We start from the raw sequence: 20,505 nt of genomic DNA, 5'->3' as shown, positions 1-20,505 counted from the left end.
CAATCTCGGGGAATTTACGAGATAGGAAAGTCACCTTGCAATTTGTCGCTTCTACATCCATTGGCATAGAACAACTGCTACAACAAGAACTCACCGAACTAGGTGCTGAAGTTACCAAACAGCGCGTTGGTGCCGTCGAGTTCAGCGCCGATAGTTTAACCGCACAAAAGGTGTGCTTGTGCACCCGCTTGGCCACCCGCGTCATGTTGGTGTTGCAACAAGGCAGCGACATCGAAGATAAAACCTCCCTGTATAATTTTGCCCGCTTTCAGCCATGGCAAGAGTTTTTCGGTCCGGATCAATCCTTTGCGGTGGAATTTAGCGGCACCAATCGGCAGCTGAAAAACACCCAGTTCGGCGCCTTGGTGATCAAGGATGCCATTTGTGACTATTTCTATGACTTGTACGAGCGTCGTCCCAGCGTCAGCAAAGAAACGCCGGACGTACGTATGGTTGCCAAACTTAACCGCGATAAACTGACCCTGTATATCGACTATTCCGGCCCACGCCTGTCGCAACGCGGTTATCGTAGCGCCCAGGGTAAGGCACCATTAAAAGAACACCTAGCTGCAGCGCTGGTGATGCGTAGCGGTTGGCTGGATGACACCAGCAAGCCTTTATTCGACCCAACCTGTGGCTCCGGCACCTTGCTTATCGAAGCGGCGCTGATGGCCCAAAACAAGGCACCCGGGCTATCACGCGAAGGCTTTGCCTTTGAGCGCCTGCCCAGCTTCCGTATTGCCAAATTTAAAGAGCTAAAGCAAAGCATTAAAGACCAGGTTAACGATGACGTAAAACCTTGGCTTATCGGTCGCGATATCAACCCTCAGGTAATTAAAAAGGCGCAAGAGAATGCAGCCAACGCCGGCGTGAGTGAATGTATCGACTTTGCCGTTGGTGATCTTGCCGATATGAAGGCGCCAGCGAAACGCCCTGGTGTGCTGCTGGCGAACTTGCCTTATGGTGAGCGCCTTGGCTCTATGGCGGAAATCGTCGCCCTGTATCGCCAAATGGGTCACCAGTTGAAGCAGCACTTTTGCCATTGGCGTGCAGCACTTTTGATCAGCGAGCCAGAAATGCTCAAGCTGTTTAAACTGGTAAAACACAAGCAATACAAGTTTAAAAACGGCCCGCTCGATACCTTGTTGGCCCTATACGATATTACCGAGCAGCAGACACAAGGACAGAGCGAAAGCAAAACGCCATTGCATTTTGAAGAGTCCGTGGCCTTTGCCAATCGCCTGAAGAAGAACCGTCAGGCTTTGAAAAAGTGGCTTAAAAGCGATGAGATCAGCGCCTATCGTCTTTACGATGCGGATATTCCGGAATACAACGTTGCCGTTGATGTTTACCAAAACAGCGCTGTGATTTACGAATACGCAGCGCCAAAGAATATTGACCCCAATGTTGCGCAAAAGCGCCTGCAGGACGTGCTTATGCTCACCTGTGAGACCTTGGAAATTGCGCCGGGACAAATTGCCCTGAAGGAGCGCCGTAAGCAAAAGGGCGATAGCCAGTATCAAACTCAGGGCTCTCAGGGTAAAACCATGGTGGTCTCTGAGTACGGCGCTAAATTTGAGGTGAACCTGTTTGATTACCTCGACACCGGCATCTTCCTGGATCACCGTTTGGCCCGTAAGCGGGTGCGTGAGCTGAGCCAGGGTAAACGTGTACTTAATCTTTTCGCCTATACCGGTACCGCATCGGTGCAGGCGGCGCTTGGCGGTGCCAAGTCGGTAACCACGGTGGATATGTCAAAAACCTATTTGCAGTGGGCGCAGCGCAACTTTGCCCTCAACAACTTGAAAAGCCCGCGTTACCGTTTTGAGCAGGGCGATTGTATCGAGTGGCTTAAGCGTACCCGCGGCGAGTATGATCTGATCTTCTTAGATCCGCCGACCTTCTCTAACTCGAAACGCATGCGCGACAGCTTCGATGTGCAGCGTGATCATGTGACCCTTATCAAGGATGCGTCCAAGCTACTGGCCAAGCAGGGCACCTTGTTATTTTCCAATAACAAGCGCGGCTTTAAGATGGATGTGGATGCCTTGGCATTACAAGGCTTGCAGTGTGAAAACATTACCGAGCAGACTCAGTCGCCGGACTTCGCCCGCAACAAGCATATCCACAATGCCTGGTTGATCCGCCATGGCTAAGGTGGTGCTCTATCATACCGATGGCTGTCATCTATGTGAGCAGGCGCAGGCATTATTGCAACAGCATCAGGATATCGAAGCCATTGAGTTGCGCGATATTATCGACCAGCCACAGTGGCTCGAAGCGTATCAGATACGCATTCCGGTGCTGGCTTTGGCACATAACCCACAGGCCGAGCTGGGGTGGCCTTTTGACCAGCAGGCAATCAGCGAATTGATTAAGCAGTATGGACCTAATTAGAATAACAAACGGGCAACTAGCCTATGGTACGCATCCCTTACTTGACGGCGCCAATGCCGTTATCGAACAAGGCGAGCGAGTATGTGTGGTGGGCCGCAACGGCGCCGGTAAGTCGACGTTTTTAAAGGTACTAAGCGGTGATGTTTTACTCGATGATGGTGATATAAACCAGGTTGGCGAACTAAAAATTGCCCGCTTAGAGCAAGATCCCCCACGCGACAGCGACGGTACAGTCTTTGATTATGTGGCCGATGGCTTACCTGCCTTGGCGCGTTTGCTAAAAGAATTCCATAACCTCAATGCCGCCTTGGCGGTTAATGCCGACGATGATAAGGCACTGGAGCGCTTAGCGAACATTTCTGCGGAAATAGAAGCCAAAGACGGCTGGCGTTTTGAGTCTAAAATCAAGCTGGTACTGGGGCAATTACAACTGGATGCCGATGCCTTGTTAGCCACCTTATCCGGTGGTTGGTTGCGCAAGGTGGCCCTGGCCAAGGCGTTAGTAGGCGAGCCTGATTTACTGCTTCTTGATGAGCCTACCAACCACCTGGATGTGGCCTCGGTGCAATGGTTAGAGCAATTCTTAAAAGAGTTTAAAGGCGCCATCGTCTTTATTTCCCACGACCGTGCCTTTATCCGCGCCCTGGCGACACGTATTCTCGATTTAGACCGCGGGCTGCTTGTCTCTTATCCCGGTGATTATGCCACCTACTTAGAGCGTAAGGCTCATGATTTAAAAGTAGAAGAGCAGCAAAACGCCGAGTTTGATAAAAAGCTCGCCGAAGAAGAAGCCTGGATCCGCCAGGGTATTAAAGCGCGTCGTACCCGTAATGAAGGACGTGTGCGGGCGCTGAAATCTTTGCGTCAGGAGCGTAAACAACGTATCGAGCAAGTAGGCAAGGTGGACTTAAACATAGAAACCGCCGCTCGTTCGGGCAAACTGGTGGCCGAGGCACAGCACTTATGCCATGCCTTTGGTGATAAGGTCATAGTCGATGACTTTTCGACCTTGCTTATGCGTGGCGACCGCGTTGGCTTGGTTGGCCCTAATGGTGTTGGTAAAACCACCTTGTTAAAGTTGTTGTTTGGACAACTGCAGCCAAACAGCGGCAAGCTCAAGCAAGGGGTGAACCTGGAAATCGCCTATTTCGATCAGTATCGTGCCAAGCTAGATGAAGAAGCCAGCGTTCAGGATAACGTCGCAGATGGTAAGCAGGAAGTGCAAATTGGTGGTCGCAGCCGCCATGTACTGGGTTACTTGCAAGACTTCCTGTTTCCGCCAAAACGTGCCCGTACCCCGGTTAAGGCGCTCTCGGGCGGTGAGAAAAACCGCTTATTATTAGCCAAGATCTTCTTAAAGCCTTCCAATGTACTTGTGCTTGACGAACCGACCAATGATCTGGATATTGAAACCCTTGAGCTGCTTGAAGAAATCGTGAACCAGTATCAGGGCACAGTCTTGATAGTCAGCCACGACCGGGAGTTTATCGATAACACCTGTTCGAGCGTCTGGGGTTTTGATGGTGAAGGTAAAATCACCGAGGTAGTGGGTGGTTACAGCGATTATGAAGCCTATAGGCAGCAGATTTTGGCGGCCGAGGAAGCAGCTAAAAAACAAGCACAAAAAGCGACCCTTGATACGCCCAAGGCAGTGAAGCAAAAATCTGCGAATAAATTGTCTTATAAGCATAAACGCGAGTTAGAACAACTGCCTAATCAGGTAGAAGAACTGGAAGAAGCTATTGACAGCCTGCAGCAAGAGGTCAATAGTAGTGACTTTTTTAAGCAAGACAATGAAATAACCAACGCCAAGTTGAACCTATTGGCAGAGCTTGAGTCGAAGCTTGAAGCTGCGTTCGCCCGTTGGGAAGAACTCGAAGAATTACAAAATCAGTAGTAGGGAAGAAGATGAAAAAATCCTTGGTTGCATTGAGCATATTTGCGGGCCTTAGCGCCAGCGCGCAAGCCGCGGTATATCAACTAGAAGAACTTAGTACCTTAGACACTGCAAAACACCACTTTATCACCGACGCCAACAATAACGGTGAAGTAATAGGCCAGGTCCGCGGCATTTATAACCTGCCTATCGACGTTAGCTATATCGATTTTACCGAGAGCATCATTACTCGTGCCTATGATAATTGGAAAGAAGACCGATTTGATGCAATCGACAAGGAAATTACCTTTACCCTGGACGATATTGCCGGCGGAAATTTAAATGCCGATGCCTTAACCTTTATGTTGGGCTTCTTGTCATCAAATAATGGCAATGAAAACTGGCAGAAGCTCGCCGATGTGGCTGCGGTAAACTTTACTCCGAGCCCTGCGGTTGAGCAGGTATTACTCGATCAAACATCTACTGATTACGATGGCTACACCCGCAGTGTCAGTAACTTATATAACGCCATCAGCGAAGATGGCGTGCGCGTGGGCAGCGGCTCGGCGCCTTATAAGAAAATAGAATTTACTCCCAGTGGTGAAAATGAAGCAGAAACCTACTTTGTTCGTGACTATCGCTCGCGTGGCGTAGTGGTGTCGCCCACGGGCGAGGTCAGCACGCTTGAGCCTGTCTCTGCTCTGTACGGTGGCACCAGCATGGCTTCCGATATAGTGCAGCGCCCCGATGGCGGCTACTATGTGGTTGGTAGCGCATCCATCGGCGTTCCCGTTGACCGCCAGGAAGATTATGACGAACGTTGTGACGGTGAAGACGAGCCTGTTGCTGTGTGTATTTGGCGCATGGAAAACTTAGAGGCCAGCAATGCCCTGGGTGCCTTTTATGATCGCCGTGCAATATTGTGGACTCTGGACGCGGATTTAAACACCGTTGAAACCAAGGATCTTGGTCTTGGCCTAGTGCCTGATGAAGACGAGGGACATGCATTTAGCTCGGTGGCGTTAGCCGTAAACAGTCAGGGGATCGCTGTAGGCTATTCTCATGTACGTAAATACGATAATGATACGCTACGGGTTATGCCTGTGGTTTTCAAAAACGGTGAAGTAATAGAGCTACTAAACCAGGAAGATGATTGGTTTAGCGGTAAAGCGGTAGCCATTAGCGAAGCCGGCATTATTACCGGATATGGCAATAAGGCTATAGACAACAGAAATACCACTAAATTTTTCTACCATGATCTCAACACGGGTCAAACCGTGTTCCCAAGTGACTACTTTGTCAGCTCAAGCTCTGTGGCCCGCGATGTTAACATCCATGGCGTGATCATAGGTGAGGGTGAGGTTGATGTAGTGAATTCATCAAGCCGTCGCCGCGAAGGCTTTATTTACAACATTGGCGATGACACGGTAGCTAATATTAATGACTTGCTTCCTTGTTATGATATCGATGGCGAAAGTAATTACCCTTACAACTTTGCCGAAGCAACAGCCATTGACGATGATGGCGTTATCTATGGTGTTGCTACTAAGAGCAAAGAAAAGCTCAATGCCCGTGGTGAAGTCGAAGTGGATGACAGTGGCAAAGTTCTTTTTGAAAGTGTGGCAATGCCGGTTAAATTAAGCCGCATAGCAGGTGGTGAGATTGAAGAGTGTCCACCGGAAGCGGCCGGCAGCTATGAGCGCCAAAGTGGCTCATTAGGTTGGCTGGCACTATTGGCCTTACCTTTATTGGCGTTGAGACGTCGTTTTAAATAATTGTCTTAGTACATTAAAAAAGCCCGGTTTTACCGGGCTTTTTATTACATGTTTTAAACCACCTGCGATGCAGGTGGCATTTATATTTAGAAATAGGCTCTGACACCTAAACGCAAGTTACGTCCAGGTAAAGGGGCCTGATCCTTGATAAAGGATGTGTGAACAAAGCCAAGTTCATCCCCTAGGTTTTGCGCCTGCAGATAGGCAACGCCATCGAATTGACCCAGGCTAAAGTGATAGTTCACCTTAAAATCTACCAGGGTGTAGGAATCAGTCTTGGTTTCGAACGCACTGAAATCATCCTGCTCAAGGTAATGGGTGGCAACCAAAGCAAAATCCCAATCTTTATAGAGATAATTTAACTGGGAGCCGATTTTTGCCGCCGGGATGCGTGGTAGATGCTCGCCATCTTTGAGTTTTGCCCTAACAGAATCGGCGAAGCCTTTGATTTGCCAGCTTGATGACAAGGCGTAGTGTGCATCTAGCTCAAATCCGTAGAGCTCGGCGTCGCCACTGCGATATTGATAAACGGCGAGGGCGTCATCGTCGGCAAGTGTAGCATCGGTAAAACCAGCATCATGGTCGAATACCAGTCCGGTATTCTCCTGATAGTAGAAATCGTCCACGTCGTTATAGAAGGCGCTGAAGTTAAAACCAAAATCGCCCACATATTTACGCCAGCTGAAATCGATATTAGTCGCGGTTTCCTGAGCTATGTCTTCGCCTTCAAAATGCGCTTCACCGTCTTCAATATGGTAGGCCAGGCCCAGCTCATAGGTGCCGGTAGCAATATGGGTGCCGTTAGCAAGCAACTCGCCGGTTAACGGCGCTCGCTCGGAGCGCGATACACTTAAGGCCAAGGCATAGCCGTCCTGGTAATTCCAAATGCCGCCAAGTGAGAGGCTTAAGTTGGTATCGCTGTACTCATAAGCAGTCGTTGACTCTTCATGACCCGCTTCTTCGTGGTCGTGATGGCCGACTTCATCGCTTATCTCGCTGTCTAGTTGATAGTCTTCGACACGGGCACCTAACTCTAGGGTCCAACGCTCAAATTCCCGCTCTTCCAATAAATACAGGGCATGCACCTTGGTTTTGGTCGACGGGGTGAAAGCTTCTTCGCCGGCTGCGCTATAGTCGGAATCACTGTAATGATAACCTAGGGTGCCATGCCAGTTTCCGAGACGGTGTTTGGCGTTTAAACGGGCCTCGCGGCTGGTATTGCTAAACAGGGTGCCTAGGGTCTCGCCTTCGATTTCACCATGTTCATAGTCGCTGTATCCGGCGCGCAGCGTCAGGGCTTCAACAAAGCTGTCATGGAAAGAGTAGCTTGCGAGCGCCTGCCAGCGATCTTGCTGCATTCGTGCAAATACGCCTTCTTCGCCTTCATGCTCCGCTTCATTATGGCCATCAAGCTCATCTTCATGTCCGTGCTCATCTTCATGGCCATGATCATGGGCGTGAGCGGGAATGCCATAGTCAGTTTCTATGGTGCCGTAGGAAAGGCCCAGGGTCCAATGCTCGCTGACATAGCTGCTGCCGATATTTACCGTAGCACTGTCGATAAAGGTGTTGGCAACGCGGTCATGGCGCTCTAGTTCGCCATCTTCTTCAAGGGTAAAGGTGGGTGTTTCATAGTCATGGCCAACGCGATCGCTGCCATCAACATGGAAATTAAAGCCATCATACCCTGAGGTAAATTTGCCCGCATAGGTATTGGTGTTGGAAACCGTATCATGGCTGTATTCGGCGGCTCCTTGATAGCCTTCGATACGATCCGTTGGAATACGGTTATCGACCACATTAACCACGCCGCCAATGGCGCCGGAGCCATAAAGCAGGGTTGCTGGGCCGCGTAATACTTCTATTTGTTCGGCAACGATGGACTCGGTGGCCACCGCATGATCTGGGCCGACGCGTGAGGCATCGCCGCTGTCCAGGCCGTTTTGGGTGATTTTAACGCGCGGGCCGTCTAAGCCACGGATCACTGGGCTTGAAGATACCGGACCGAAATAACTGGCATTAATGCCAGGTAGGCCTTTTAATGTTTCGCCTAAGGTTGGCTGGGCTCTGTCGCGTAATTCATCGCCACTGAGTACGGAAACCGGCGAGACCATGTCGAGGTTGTTTTTATCTAACCCTGATGCGTAGATCACCACGGTTTCAATCGCCGAGGCGCTGAGCATGATATCCAGTTGTTGCGCTTGTGCACTTACTTCCAAGCGCTTATCTATGTAGTTTTCTTTGCTGAAATGCAGCTGGCCAGCCTGATCTAGTTCAAGGGTGAAATAACCTTGCTGATCGCTTCGCACACTATGTTGCTTGCCATGGTAGTGGATCACTACGTCACTTAAGGGTTGTTGTTGCTCATCGACGACGCGGCCAGTAACCGTGCCGGCGAAGGCGTTTGCCGAGCCGAGTAGGGCGGCGACGGCACAGGATATTGCGGCTGGTTTAAACATAAAGAAAATCCGTTAACTAACAATGGTGATACTATAACATTATAAAATCATACAGCACAATAATGTTATAGTATAACTTAAATAAAATTTGCATGAGCGAGAGTACACTATACTTATTGCTATCGAGTAGCCAGCGTAGACATCTTTGCCATGAGCGACAGAGGAAGGGTCTTTAAAGCACATTTTGCTATTGTGGACAATGTCCATCATTGTCAGCTAAACGAACACTTTACTACCTCACGCAGAGATGAAGAGCTGCTTGATCATTTTATTCTACGTCTAATCGGCTTTTGTCTGTTTGCTTATCGCCATGATCTGGTCTTGTGTGAGAGCAAACAAAAGCCGCAAATCGATATTGTTGCCTACGATCTCCATGACGATTATGAACTGGTTATAGAAGTATTTAATGACAATTGCGATGAATTAACCAAGATTTATAATCGCGCCCAGTCTTTGTATGTGATCACCACCATCCCCATTAATGACGAGCTCACTAGTTGGCAGTTAGCCCATAATCGCGCCGAGCTGATCGCCTTGGAACCGGGTTTTGTTAATGCATTGGAAGCTGTGCTAGCGCGCTCTTTGCATTGGGATGTATGTGTGGAGTGGGATCAGTTGAGTATTACCACGGCTGAATGCTATGTAAGCTCGCAGGTTTTGATAAGCTGGCCCTGAGATTAGCCTTCATTGTCACTGGAAATAACCAGATCACCGTCTGGGGTGCTGCAGCACAGCAAAATTTCGCCATCACGGACAAAGGCCAGCGGCTCGTGGCTATAGTTGACATTCCCTTGCACCAAAACAGCCCGACAGGCACCACAAAAGCCCTCGCGGCATTGATAGGCGGGAGTTTCTCCTTGGCGCTCCAAGCTATGCAGGATAGATGGACTATCCGAGTCATGGGTTAGTGCTTTGCCGTTAAAGGTAATATTGGTCTTAGTTGCTTTGCACACGGATTATGTACTGATATGAGGGGGAAAAGGGGCTCACAAGGAGCCCTTCTTATTATAGGTCGAAGTCGCCAAAGTCGTTGGCATCAACCTCTGAGTCGATTTGACCGACCAGGTAAGAGCTAATTTCTGCTTCTTGTGGCGCCACCTGAACGTTGTCCGATACCAACCAGGAGTTGATCCATGGAATAGGGTTACTCTGAGTGGCAAACTGTGCCGGCAGACCTACCGCGCTCATACGCACATTGGTGATGTATTCCACATATTGGCAAAGAATGTCTTTATTCAGACCTATCATGGAGCCGTCTTTAAACAGGTATTCGGCCCATTCTTTTTCCTGCTCAGCGGCATCGACGAACATTTGTATAGCTTGCTCACGGCACTGGGCAGCGATTTCGGCCATTTGTGGGTCGTCCTTGCCTTCTTGCATAATGTTCAAGATATGCTGAGTGCCAGATAGGTGCAGGGCTTCGTCGCGCGCGATCAGCTTGATGATTTTCGCATTACCTTCCATCAGCTCGCGCTCGGCAAAGGCGAAGGAGCAAGCGAATGATACATAAAAGCGAATGGCTTCAAGGATATTCACCGACATCATGGCCAAGTACAGGCGCTTTTTCAGCTCATACAAGGAGACATCAATCTCTTCACCATTAACCATGTGCTGGCCTGGGCCATACAGGTTATAAAGTGAGGTTAGGTGGATCAGGTCGTCGTAATAACGGGTCACTTCCTCGGCGCGATCGGCGATTTTTTCATTGGTCACTATGTCATCGAAAATAACTTCCGGTGACTGAGTCACGTTACGAATAATATGGGTGTACGAGCGGCTGTGAATGGTTTCACTAAAGGCCCAGGTTTCAATCCAGGTTTCCAGTTCGGGCAAGGAAACAATAGGCAGCAGAGCCACGTTTGGTGAGCGGCCTTGGACGCTGTCGAGCAGGGTCTGGTACTTAAGGTTGCTTAAGAAGATATGACGCTCATGCTCAGGCAGAGACTGAAAATCAACGCGGTCTTTACTGACGTCTACTTCCTCTGGACGCCAGAAGAAGGATAGTTGCTTTTCGATCAACTTTTCAAAAATTGGGTACTTTTGCTGGTCATAGCGCGATACGTTCACCGTTTGTCCGAAAAACATCGGTTCTTTTAATTGGTCGTTACGATTACGGCTAAAAGTGGAGTATGACATGGTCGTGGGATCTCAAAATCAGGGTCGAACAACAAAGCAAAGCGGCTCAGAAGCCGCTTGCTTAATTATTATTATATCTTACAAGCGCCGCCTTCACAGCCGTCATCGGCCTGAGGCTTAAACTCGTCTTGGGCGTCCGAGGCACCATCACGGGTGTTGTGATAGTACAAGGTCTTCACACCCAGTTTATAGGCAGTCAATAGATCTTTAAGCAAGAGCTTCATAGGCACCTTGCCGCCATCGAACTTATTCGGATCATAATTGGTGTTGGCCGAAATAGTCTGGTCAACGAACTTTTGCATTATGCCCACTAGCTGCAGGTAGCCATCGTTCGATGGAATATCCCACAGTAATTCATATTGATCTTTAAGACGCTCATACTCAGGTACAACCTGCTTAAGGATACCGTCTTTAGATGCCTTAACGCTGATATGACCGCGCGGTGGCTCAATACCGTTAGTGGCATTTGAGATTTGCGACGAGGTTTCAGAAGGCATTAGAGCCGACAGCGTTGAGTTACGCATGCCGTGAGCTTTAATGCTTTCGCGCAGACCATCCCAATCCAGGTGCAGTGGCTCATTACAGACGCTATCAAGATCCTTTTTATAGGTATCGATAGGCATGATGCCTTGCGAATAAGTGGTTTCATTAAACTTAGGACACGCGCCTTTTTCTTTAGCCAGCTCGTTTGATGCTTTCATCAGATAGTACTGAATCGCTTCAAAGGTTTTATGCGTCAGGCCGTTGGCACTGCCATCCGAATAACGCTTACCATTTTTCGCCAGATAGTAGGCGAAGTTGATCACGCCCACACCCAAGGTACGACGACCCATGGTGGCATTGTAGGCAGCCGGTACCGGGTATTCTTGATAATCCAACAGGTTATCAAGGGCACGTACGGCCAGCTCGGCGAGCTCTTCAAGCTCGTCCAGTGACTCAATGGCGCCCAGGTTAAAGGCTGACAGAGTACACAGAGCGATTTCACCGGTTTCGTCGTTCACATCGTTCAGTGGCTTGGTTGGTAAAGCGATTTCCAGACACAGGTTAGACTGGCGTATCGGTGCAACCTTGGCATCAAACGGGCTGTGAGTATTACAGTGGTCAACGTTCTGCAGGTAGATACGGCCTGTGCTGGCACGCTCTTGTAAAAACATTGAGAAGAGTTCAATGGCCTTGATACGCTTCTTACGAATAGACTCATCTTGCTCGTATTTTACGTAAAGCTCTTCAAACAGCTGCTGATCTTCAAAGAAGGCATCGTAAAGACCCGGTACATCCGATGGGCTGAACAGGGTGATAAAGCCGTCTTTGATCAAACGGGTATACATCAATTTGTTGAACTGCACACCGTAGTCAAGGTGACGTACACGGTTATCGTCAACACCACGGTTGTTCTTAAGTACCAGTAGGTTTTCAACCTCTAGGTGCCAAAGCGGGTAGAACAGAGTCGCGGCACCGCCACGTACGCCGCCTTGCGAACAGCTTTTAACCGCCGTTTGGAAGTGCTTATAAAAAGGTACACAGCCTGTGTGGTAGGCTTCGCCGTTGCGAATTGGGCTACCTAAGGCGCGAATACGACCAGCGTTGATACCGATGCCAGCGCGCTGAGATACGTATTTTACAATCGCCGATGAAGTGGCGTTAATTGAATCCAGGCTGTCGGCACATTCGATCAGTACGCATGAGCTGAACTGACGCGTTGGTGTACGCACGCCCGACATAATAGGCGTAGGCAATGAGATCTTAAACAAAGACACCGCATCATAGAAACGCTTCACATAATCAAGGCGCGTCTCTTTGGGGTAATCTGAGAACAAGCTGGCAGCAACCAAGATATACAGGAACTGGGCGCTTTCATAAATATCGCCGGTGACGCGGTTTTGTACCAGGTACTTACCTTCCAGCTGTTTAACGGCAGCATAGCTGAAGTTTAAATCGCGGCTATGGTCGATAAACTGATCCATCTGCTCGAATTCCGACTGAGTGTAGTCGGTCATTAAATGCTGATCGTAACGCTTGTCTTCAACGAGCTTAACAACATGATCATACAGCTTAGGTGGCTCAAAACGACCATAGGCTTTTTTACGCAGGTGGAAAATAGCCAGACGCGCCGCCAAATACTGGTAGTCAGGCGTATCTTTAGAGATCAAGTCCGCCGCCGATTTGATAATCGTTTCGTGAATATCTTCGGTGCGAATGCCGTCATAGAATTGAATATGGGACTTAAGTTCTACCTGAGATACAGATACATTATTGAGCCCTTCAGCGGCCCAAGTAATGACACGATGAATTTTATCTAAATCCAACGCTTCCTTACGTCCATCGCGTTTGCTAACAGATAACTGTTGAGTCATAGTTATTGCCCGTAATTATAATTAGTTGTATTAGCGCACAGCTGTTAAAAGTGTCTTTTTCAGCTATTGCAGGCGATGTATTTACTACGTTTTAGCATACCTTCGCTTTGCGCCATCGCCCACGGCCACCAAGCATTTAGAGCTGTATAAGATTCAAACACTAGATATGGTGTTTTCATCATTGTGATTCACAAGATAGTGGGGTCTGCGTGTATTTGCAAGAGGTGCAAACTGTGACAATCTGTGGATAAGTCGCCACGGTTAGTGACCGTTAACCTTCAAACATTTTTAACTCTGTCGGTCAGCGAAAAGCAACGTCAAAAAACACAAATTTAATGATTTTTTCCAAGTCTAACCGACTGGGTTTTTTATCATCAAGTCGACCATCTTTTCATCACGCTAATTCTTACCAGCGCACTATATCTGGTGTTTAAAAAATAACAAACCACCAGATATAGTGTATCCGCAGTTTTAAAAAACGCCAGGCGGATTCGCTACACTTGCGTTACGCCAGCTTTTCAAAGTGCAAAATGTAGTTAACGTCTAGGTCCTGGCCTAAGGTGTATTGTTTAGTCAGTGGGTTGTAGCTTAGCCCGGCACTGTGGCGAACTTTGAGCCCGGCCTGTTCAGCCCATTGGATAAGCTGCGATGGGCGAATGAACTTTTTATGGTCGTGGGTACCCTCGGGCACAAGTTTAAGTAATTTCTCGGCGCCAACAATGGCAAACAGATAGGCCTTGGCGGTTTTATTTAAGGTTGAGAAATAAACCTGGGCACCGGGTTTGGCAAGGGCGGCAGCGCTAGCTATCACGGATTGCGGATCCGGCACATGCTCAAGCATTTCCATACAGGTCACAATATCGAAACGCTCTGGATGCTCCGCCGCATATTGCTCAGCGGTAATTTGTTGGTAATCGACTTTAACACCAGACTCTAAACTATGGAGCTTGGCTACATTCAGTGGCTCACGACCCATATCTATGCCGGTGACCTTGGCCCCGAGTTTGGCCATGCTCTCGGCGAGGATGCCACCGCCACAGCCTATATCCAGAGTTTCTTTGTCGGCAAGGCCGTTGGCATGTTGGGCGATAAAGTCCAGGCGCAGGGGGTTTATTTCGTGTAAGGGTTTAAATTCGCCATCGAGATCCCACCAGCGCTGTGCTATGGCTTCAAATTTTGCAATTTCATCCGTATCTACATTTTGATGTTCGGTCATAAAAAACTTCCTCGTTCGTCTGAGGCCATTATACGGGGGGATTTTGTGAAATCGCAAAGATTTAGCGCCTGTAAAAATAAAAATTATGTGATAGCATGGGCTGAGATAATAACGACAATAGGGCAGGTGATAAGCCGAGTTAAACTCGTGCCGATTACACCCTGTCGCAAATAAGAAGGAAAGTGATATCAATGACTGATCTCGCCAATGAAGTCCTTCCGGTTAATATTGAAGATGAGTTAAAGAATTCCTACCTGGATTACGCCATGAGTGTAATCGTAGGACGTGCGCTTCCCGACGTTCGTGACGGCCTAAAGCCGGTACACCGTCGTGTTTTGTTCGCCATGAATGAACTCCGCAATGACTGGAACAAACCGTATAAAAAGTCTGCCCGTGTAGTGGGCGACGTCATCGGTAAATACCACCCGCACGGCGACAGTGCCGTATATGACACCATAGTACGTATGGCGCAGCCGTTTTCACTGCGTTATATGTTGGTCGATGGCCAAGGTAACTTTGGTTCCGTGGATGGTGACTCGGCGGCGGCGATGCGTTACACCGAAGTACGCATGGCAAAACTTTCCCAAGAGTTATTAGCCGACTTAGAAAAAGAAACCGTTGATTACGTGCCTAACTATGACGGCACCGAGCAGATCCCAGATGTATTACCGACCAAGGTACCTAACCTGCTGGTTAATGGTTCATCGGGTATCGCCGTAGGTATGGCGACCAATATCCCGCCGCACAACCTAACCGAAGTGATCAACGGCTGTTTAGCGCTTATCAAAGAGCCGCAAACCACCATTGACGAGCTGATGGAATATATTCCAGGCCCGGACTTCCCAACAGCGGCCATTATCAATGGTAAAAAAGGCATAGAGCAGGCCTATAAAACAGGTCGTGGCAAGGTTTATATTCGCGCTCGCGCGGAAGTAGAAGTGGACGAAAAAACGAGTCGCGAGACCATTATCGTTCATGAAATTCCGTATCAGGTGAATAAAGCCCGCCTTATCGAAAAAATCGCCGAACTTGTTAAAGACAAAAAGATCGAAGGTATCAGTGCGCTGCGCGATGAGTCTGATAAAGACGGTATGCGTATCGTTATTGAGATCAAACGCGGCGAAGTGGGCGAGGTGGTACTGAATAATCTGTACGCCCAAACACAGATGCAAACCGTGTTCGGTATCAACATGGTCGCCCTGGACGGTAACCAGCCGAAGTGCTTTAACATCAAGGAAATGCTTGAAGCATTTATCCTGCACCGTCGTGAAGTTGTTACCCGTCGTACCGTATTCGATTTACGCAAGGCCCGTGAGCGCGCTCATACCCTTGAAGGTTTGGCGATAGCGCTTGCTAATATCGATCCTATTATCGAACTTATTCGTAAGTCACCGACACCAGCAGAAGCAAAGCAAGCCCTTGTAGCCCGTCCATGGGAGCTGGGTAATGTTAAAGCCATGCTGGAAAAAGCCGGTGATAACGCCGCTCGTCCAGACTGGCTGGCGGATGATTTAGGTATTCGCGATGGTCAGTACTATTTATCTGAGCAGCAGGCGCAGGCTATCCTTGAGCTACGCCTACATAAGCTAACCGGTCTTGAGCACGAGAAGATCCTTGATGAATATCAAGAGCTACTTGAGCTAATCGCTGAATTATTACATATCCTTGGTTCGCCGGAGCGCTTGATGGAAGTGATCCGCGATGAATTGGTTACCATCAAGGAAACCTATGGCGATGAGCGCCGCACCGAAATCAGTGCCGCGGCCCACGATATCAGCCTGGAAGATTTGATCACCGAAGAAAACGTAGTAGTCACCCTGTCACATGAAGGCTATGTGAAGTATCAGCCGCTGAGCGACTACGAGGCACAGCGCCGTGGTGGTAAGGGTAAATCAGCAACCAAGATGAAGGATGAAGACTTTATCGAGCGTCTGCTGGTCGCCAACACCCACGACACCATCTTGTGCTTCTCGACCGCAGGTCGTCTGTACTGGTTGAAGGTGTACCAGTTGCCATTGGCCAGCCGCGCTGCCCGTGGTAAGCCAATTATTAACTTGTTGCCGCTTGAAGCTGACGAGCGCATTACCGCTATCTTGCCAGTGCGTGAGTACGAAGAAGATAAGTATGTCTTTATGGCGACCGCTTTTGGTACCGTGAAGAAAACGCCACTAACCGCTTATAGTCGTCAGCGCGCCAGCGGTATTATTGCCGTGAACCTCAACGAAGGCGATAGCCTGATCGGTGTGGACATCACAGATGGCAGCAACGAGATCATGCTCTTTACCGATGCTGGTAAGGTTGTACGCTTTAAAGAAGCGGAAGAGTCGGCCGTGGTTGACGAAAACGGCAACCCAGTACTTGACGAAGAAGGTAATCCGGAAATCAAGTTCAAGGGTGTACGTCCTATGGGTCGTACCGCCACCGGTGTACGCGGCATTAAGATGGCCGATGACCAGCGCGTGGTGTCCTTAATCGTACCTAAGTCAGATGGTGCTATCTTAACCGTGACCGAAAACGGTTATGGTAAGCGTACCGCCCTTGAAGATTACCCATCTAAGAGTCGTGCGACTCAAGGTGTGGTCTCTATCAAGGTGAGTGAGCGTAATGGCGCCGTAGTCGGTGCCGTTCAGGTCGATGACAACGACGAGATCATGATTATTTCTAATCGTGGCACCCTGGTTCGTACTCGCGTGAATGAAGTGTCTACCGTGGGTCGAAATACTCAAGGTGTTATTTTGATTCGTACAGTTGACGGCGAGCAGGTGGTTGGTTTACAACGTATCGAAGAAATCGATGAAGATGAACTGGCCATACTGGAACACGATGAAGAAGCCGTGGTCCAGGGGGAGGCTCCCGCCGATGAGGCTGAGCAGAGCCCTGAGCAAGACTCATAATCTATAAAGCGGCTTCGGCCGCTTTTTTTAGCCCTGTATAAAATATTTTCAAGTTACATCGCCTGCACAATGGGTATTGTGTGGGTACGCGAAGTGGAATGAGGAAGAAGTAATGAGCGTTTATAATTTTTGTGCCGGCCCTGCCATGTTACCTCCAGCCGTTATGGAAAAAGCACAGCAAGAGTTTTTAGACTGGCAAGGACTAGGTGTATCGGTTATGGAAGTAAGTCACCGCGCCGAACCCTTTTTGACCATGGCCCAACAGTGTGAGGCACGTCTGCGTCGGCTAATGAACATCAGCGATGAATTTGCCGTACTCTTTATGCACGGTGGTGGTCGCGGTCAATTTGCCGCTGTGCCTATGAACCTGCACCTTGATGATGCTCCAGCCGTGTATATCAACACAGGTATCTGGTCTGATGGCGCCGCTAAGGAAGCGAAAAAATACACAGATGTTGTGGAAATCAATGTTCCGATGATAAAGACGGACAATTCGGTGTGCTTCCTGTGTCTCAGTGGCCTTTACCTGAAAAAGCCAGTTATATCCATTACTGCCCGAATGAAACCATAGATGGCGTTGAGTTATTCGATGTACCATCTCACCCAACGGCGCCGATTGTTGCCGATATGTCCTCTATGATCTTATCGCGCGATATCGATGTAAATCAGTTCGATGTGATTTACGCAGGGGCACAGAAAAACATCGGCCCATCGGGTCTGGCCATAGTTATTGTACGTAAGACTTTGTTTGAGCGAGAAGGCGTGCCGCGCCCGGGAATACTTGATTACGCCATCGAGGCCGAGCAGGGCAGCATGTACAACACTCCACCTACCTTTGCCTGGTATCTGGCCGATGTGGTCTTTAAATGGCTTGAGGAACAGGGCGGTGTGCCAGCTATGCAGCGCCATAACAAGAATAAGGCGGCGATTTTATACGACTACATTGATGCATCGGATTTCTACAGCAACAAGGTTGCTAAAGACTGCCGCTCATTGATGAATGTGCCATTTTGGTTAAACGACGAGAGCCTGAATGAGCGCTTCCTGGCCTTGTCACAACAGGCTGGCTTATTAGCGCTTGAGGGCCACCGTTTTGTCGGCGGTATGCGCGCCAGTATTTACAATGCCATGCCGGTGGCGGGTATCGAGGCCCTGGTAACCTTTATGGAGCAGTTCGCCCAGGAGCACAGTTAATGGAGTCATTGCGCTTAGAGCCCATTAATAAGGTGCAAGGCGAAGTGGTGTTACCTGGCTCGAAAAGCTTATCTAATCGTATTCTTTTGTTGGCGGCCTTGTCTCAAGGCACCACTAGGGTGACCAACCTGCTCGATAGCGACGATATTCGTCATATGCTAGGGGCACTTGCGCTAATGGGTGTTGAGGTTGAGCTCAACGAGGACAAGACTCAGGCCTGGGTCCATGGCCAAGGGGGCAAACTTACTACGCCACAAGAGCCTTTGTTTTTGGGTAATGCCGGCACCGCTTACAGGCCGCTTACGGCGGTACTTGCTGCCACACCAGGCGAGTTTGAGTTAAGCGGCGAGCCGCGTATGGAAGAGCGCCCAATCGGCCACCTAGTTGATGCATTGCGTGCTTTAGGGGCTGATATCGACTACCTGAAAACGCAGGATTATCCGCCTTTGGCCATCAAAGGAAAAACCCTGGCCGGTGGCGAAGTCACTATAGACGGCAGTATTTCCAGTCAGTTCTTAACCGCGCTGTTAATGGCGGCACCGCTGTTTAGTGGCGACACTAATATCAGCATTAAGGGTGAGCTGGTCTCCAAGCCTTATATAGATATCACCCTGGGGGTGATGCGTAAATTCGGTGTCGAGGTAAGCAACAATAACTACCAGAGTTTCCATGTGAAAGGGGGGCAGCAATATGTCTCTCCCGGTGAAATCATGGTAGAGGGCGATGCGTCATCGGCGTCGTACTTTATTGCTGCGGCCGCTATTAATGGTGGCGAGATCACCATTCACGGTGTCGGTAAGGCGTCGGTTCAAGGTGACATAGGCTTTGCCAAGGTAATGGAGCAGGTGGGTGCCGATATTGATTGGTACGACAATAAGCTGGTGGTACGTAAAGGACAGCTCAATGGCGTTGATATCGATGCCAATGCCATTCCCGATGCAGCCATGACACTTGCCACGGTAGCGCTGTTTGCCAAGGGCAAAACCGCCATTCGCAATATTTACAATTGGCGGGTGAAAGAAACCGATCGTTTGTATGCCATGGCCACAGAGTTGAAAAAGCTCGGCGCCGAGGTGGTGGAAGGGCATGATTATATCGAGATCACACCGCCACAGCACTTAGCGGATGTGGCCATTGACACCTATAACGACCACCGTATTGCCATGTGTTTTTCCATGGTGGCGGTCGGTGGTTGGCCGGTGACCATTAACGACCCTGGTTGTACCGCCAAGACCTTTCCTACCTATTTTGATACCTTAGCCAGCGTCAGCTGCAGCTAATCTCCATGCCCGCTTACGGCTTATGGCAAGCGGGCATCTTTATCTAACCATTTGTTGATCCGTTACAAAACAATCTTAAAAATCTGGCGTATTAACGCGAATTTACAAAATAGTTCGCGTATAATGCGGCGATTTTAAAATGTTTGCTGTGCATGCAGGAGGTTTAAATGCAGGCATCTATGCCGGTGATCACCATTGACGGGCCCAGTGGCTCGGGCAAAGGTACAGTGTGTCGTTTACTCGCGCAAAAGTTGGGCTGGGACGTGCTCGACAGTGGCGCAATTTATCGTGTTTTGGCGCTTGCGGCGCTACACCATCAGATAGCACTCGACAATGAAGAAGCCTTAGTCCCGCTTGCAGCAAATTTAGATGTGCAATTTAGCTTTGATGCTCAAAGCGAAAGCAGCAAGATTATTCTCGAAGGCGAGGAAGTGACCCATGGTATTCGTAATGAAGAAGTGGGCGCGGCAGCTTCAAAAGTTGCGGCTCTGCCTCGCGTTCGTGAAGCACTATTGCGCCGCCAACGCGCCTTTCGCGGCGATGCCGGGCTGATTGCCGATGGCCGCGATATGGGCACTGTGGTGTTTCCCGAGGCCAATGTAAAAATATTCCTGACCGCCAGCGCTGAAGAGCGCGCCGAGCGACGCTTTAAAGAGTTGAAGGCTAAGGGTCTGGATGTTACACTAAGTGGTCTACTTATCGACATTAAAGCTCGTGACGAGCGTGATATGAATCGCGCCGTGGCGCCGCTTATTCCCGCGGAAGACGCGGTAAGCTTAGATACCACTGAGCTCAATGCCGAGCAAGTATTTGCCAAAGTCATGTCGATTATCGACCAGGCCGTTGTTGACGGCAAGTTGGCGAAGCTAAGTAAATAAGCAGTAATTATACCTACGCATGAGCAGGACGCACGTGCTTAATTAA

At 49.2% G+C, this 20,505-nt stretch carries 13 protein-coding genes and 1 pseudogene; 9 read left to right on the top strand and 5 right to left on the bottom strand.

From position 1 onward, the window contains the following. The first annotated feature begins 35 nt into the window (after nucleotides 1-35). Genes rlmKL through C2M35_RS10360 form a run of 4 tightly spaced genes read left to right on the top strand, consistent with a single transcriptional unit; the run spans nucleotide 36 to nucleotide 6,048 of the window. The gene (gene rlmKL, locus C2M35_RS10375; RefSeq protein WP_105265277.1) at nucleotides 36-2,156 is read left to right on the top strand and encodes a bifunctional 23S rRNA (guanine(2069)-N(7))-methyltransferase RlmK/23S rRNA (guanine(2445)-N(2))-methyltransferase RlmL; all 2,121 of its coding nucleotides are present in this window, start codon (nucleotides 36-38) and stop codon (nucleotides 2,154-2,156) included. Beyond that, on the top strand, nucleotides 2,149-2,397 hold the full coding sequence (locus tag C2M35_RS10370; protein ID WP_105265276.1) for a glutaredoxin family protein: 249 nt from the start codon (nucleotides 2,149-2,151) through the stop codon (nucleotides 2,395-2,397). The genes rlmKL and C2M35_RS10370 overlap by 8 nt, the downstream gene beginning before the upstream one ends. Continuing rightward, entirely contained in the window at nucleotides 2,384-4,294 is a 1,911-nt protein-coding gene (uup, locus tag C2M35_RS10365) for an ATP-binding cassette ATPase Uup (RefSeq protein WP_105265275.1), read from the top strand. Before C2M35_RS10370 ends, uup begins: the two co-directional genes overlap by 14 nt. A gap of 11 nt (nucleotides 4,295-4,305) precedes the next feature. Then, nucleotides 4,306-6,048 carry a DUF3466 family protein gene (locus C2M35_RS10360; RefSeq protein WP_105265274.1) on the top strand — a complete coding sequence of 581 codons (1,743 nt, stop codon included), beginning with the start codon at nucleotides 4,306-4,308 and terminating at the stop codon, nucleotides 6,046-6,048. 86 nt (nucleotides 6,049-6,134) lie between these two features. Here C2M35_RS10360 and C2M35_RS10355 read toward each other — a convergent pair whose 3' ends face one another. Continuing rightward, nucleotides 6,135-8,507 (bottom strand): TonB-dependent receptor, encoded by a 2,373-nt coding sequence (locus tag C2M35_RS10355; RefSeq protein WP_105265273.1) that lies wholly within the window; start codon nucleotides 8,505-8,507, stop codon nucleotides 6,135-6,137. A gap of 150 nt (nucleotides 8,508-8,657) precedes the next feature. Here C2M35_RS10355 and C2M35_RS10350 point away from each other — a divergent pair, with 150 nt between their 5' ends. After that, nucleotides 8,658-9,182 carry a YaeQ family protein gene (locus C2M35_RS10350; protein ID WP_105198891.1) on the top strand — a complete coding sequence of 175 codons (525 nt, stop codon included), beginning with the start codon at nucleotides 8,658-8,660 and terminating at the stop codon, nucleotides 9,180-9,182. Nucleotides 9,183-9,184: 2 nt separating this feature from the next. Here the strand turns inward: C2M35_RS10350 and yfaE are convergent, their stop codons facing one another. The 4 genes from yfaE to ubiG form a co-directional block, all read right to left on the bottom strand. Continuing rightward, nucleotides 9,185-9,460, bottom strand: coding sequence for a class I ribonucleotide reductase maintenance protein YfaE (gene yfaE / locus C2M35_RS10345; RefSeq protein ID WP_105216071.1), 276 nt, complete (start codon nucleotides 9,458-9,460; stop codon nucleotides 9,185-9,187). A gap of 52 nt (nucleotides 9,461-9,512) precedes the next feature. Continuing rightward, nucleotides 9,513-10,643 (bottom strand): class Ia ribonucleoside-diphosphate reductase subunit beta, encoded by a 1,131-nt coding sequence (gene nrdB, locus C2M35_RS10340; RefSeq protein WP_105198893.1) that lies wholly within the window; start codon nucleotides 10,641-10,643, stop codon nucleotides 9,513-9,515. 71 nt (nucleotides 10,644-10,714) lie between these two features. Beyond that, on the bottom strand, nucleotides 10,715-12,997 hold the full coding sequence (gene nrdA / locus C2M35_RS10335) for a class 1a ribonucleoside-diphosphate reductase subunit alpha (protein ID WP_105216069.1): 2,283 nt from the start codon (nucleotides 12,995-12,997) through the stop codon (nucleotides 10,715-10,717). Between the two features lie 505 nt (nucleotides 12,998-13,502). After that, nucleotides 13,503-14,213, bottom strand: coding sequence for a bifunctional 2-polyprenyl-6-hydroxyphenol methylase/3-demethylubiquinol 3-O-methyltransferase UbiG (ubiG, locus tag C2M35_RS10330; protein ID WP_105198895.1), 711 nt, complete (start codon nucleotides 14,211-14,213; stop codon nucleotides 13,503-13,505). A gap of 191 nt (nucleotides 14,214-14,404) precedes the next feature. On the opposite strand from ubiG, the gene gyrA reads away from it, so the two are divergent. The 4 genes and pseudogenes from gyrA (at nucleotide 14,405) to cmk (ending at nucleotide 20,459) form a co-directional block, all read left to right on the top strand. Further along, a complete protein-coding gene (gene gyrA, locus C2M35_RS10325; protein ID WP_105216067.1) occupies nucleotides 14,405-17,107 on the top strand; it encodes a DNA topoisomerase (ATP-hydrolyzing) subunit A in 2,703 nt (900 codons plus the stop codon). A 112-nt stretch (nucleotides 17,108-17,219) separates the two neighbouring features. Then, nucleotides 17,220-18,301, top strand: a pseudogene (serC, locus tag C2M35_RS10320) (3-phosphoserine/phosphohydroxythreonine transaminase). Then, complete coding sequence (aroA, locus tag C2M35_RS10315; protein WP_105259105.1) at nucleotides 18,301-19,581, top strand: 3-phosphoshikimate 1-carboxyvinyltransferase; 1,281 nt, start codon at nucleotides 18,301-18,303, stop codon at nucleotides 19,579-19,581. The pseudogene serC and the gene aroA overlap by 1 nt, the downstream one beginning before the upstream one ends. A 167-nt stretch (nucleotides 19,582-19,748) precedes the next feature. Continuing rightward, nucleotides 19,749-20,459 (top strand): (d)CMP kinase, encoded by a 711-nt coding sequence (cmk, locus tag C2M35_RS10310; RefSeq protein ID WP_105198898.1) that lies wholly within the window; start codon nucleotides 19,749-19,751, stop codon nucleotides 20,457-20,459. Nucleotides 20,460-20,505: the final 46 nt, after the last annotated feature.

The sequence above is a fragment of the Pseudoalteromonas sp. T1lg76 genome (assembly GCF_002964725.1).
GTDB lineage: Bacteria > Pseudomonadota > Gammaproteobacteria > Enterobacterales > Alteromonadaceae > Pseudoalteromonas.
The sequence above is the reverse complement of the archived record's forward strand: the minus strand, read 5'-3'. Positions and strand labels throughout refer to the sequence as shown.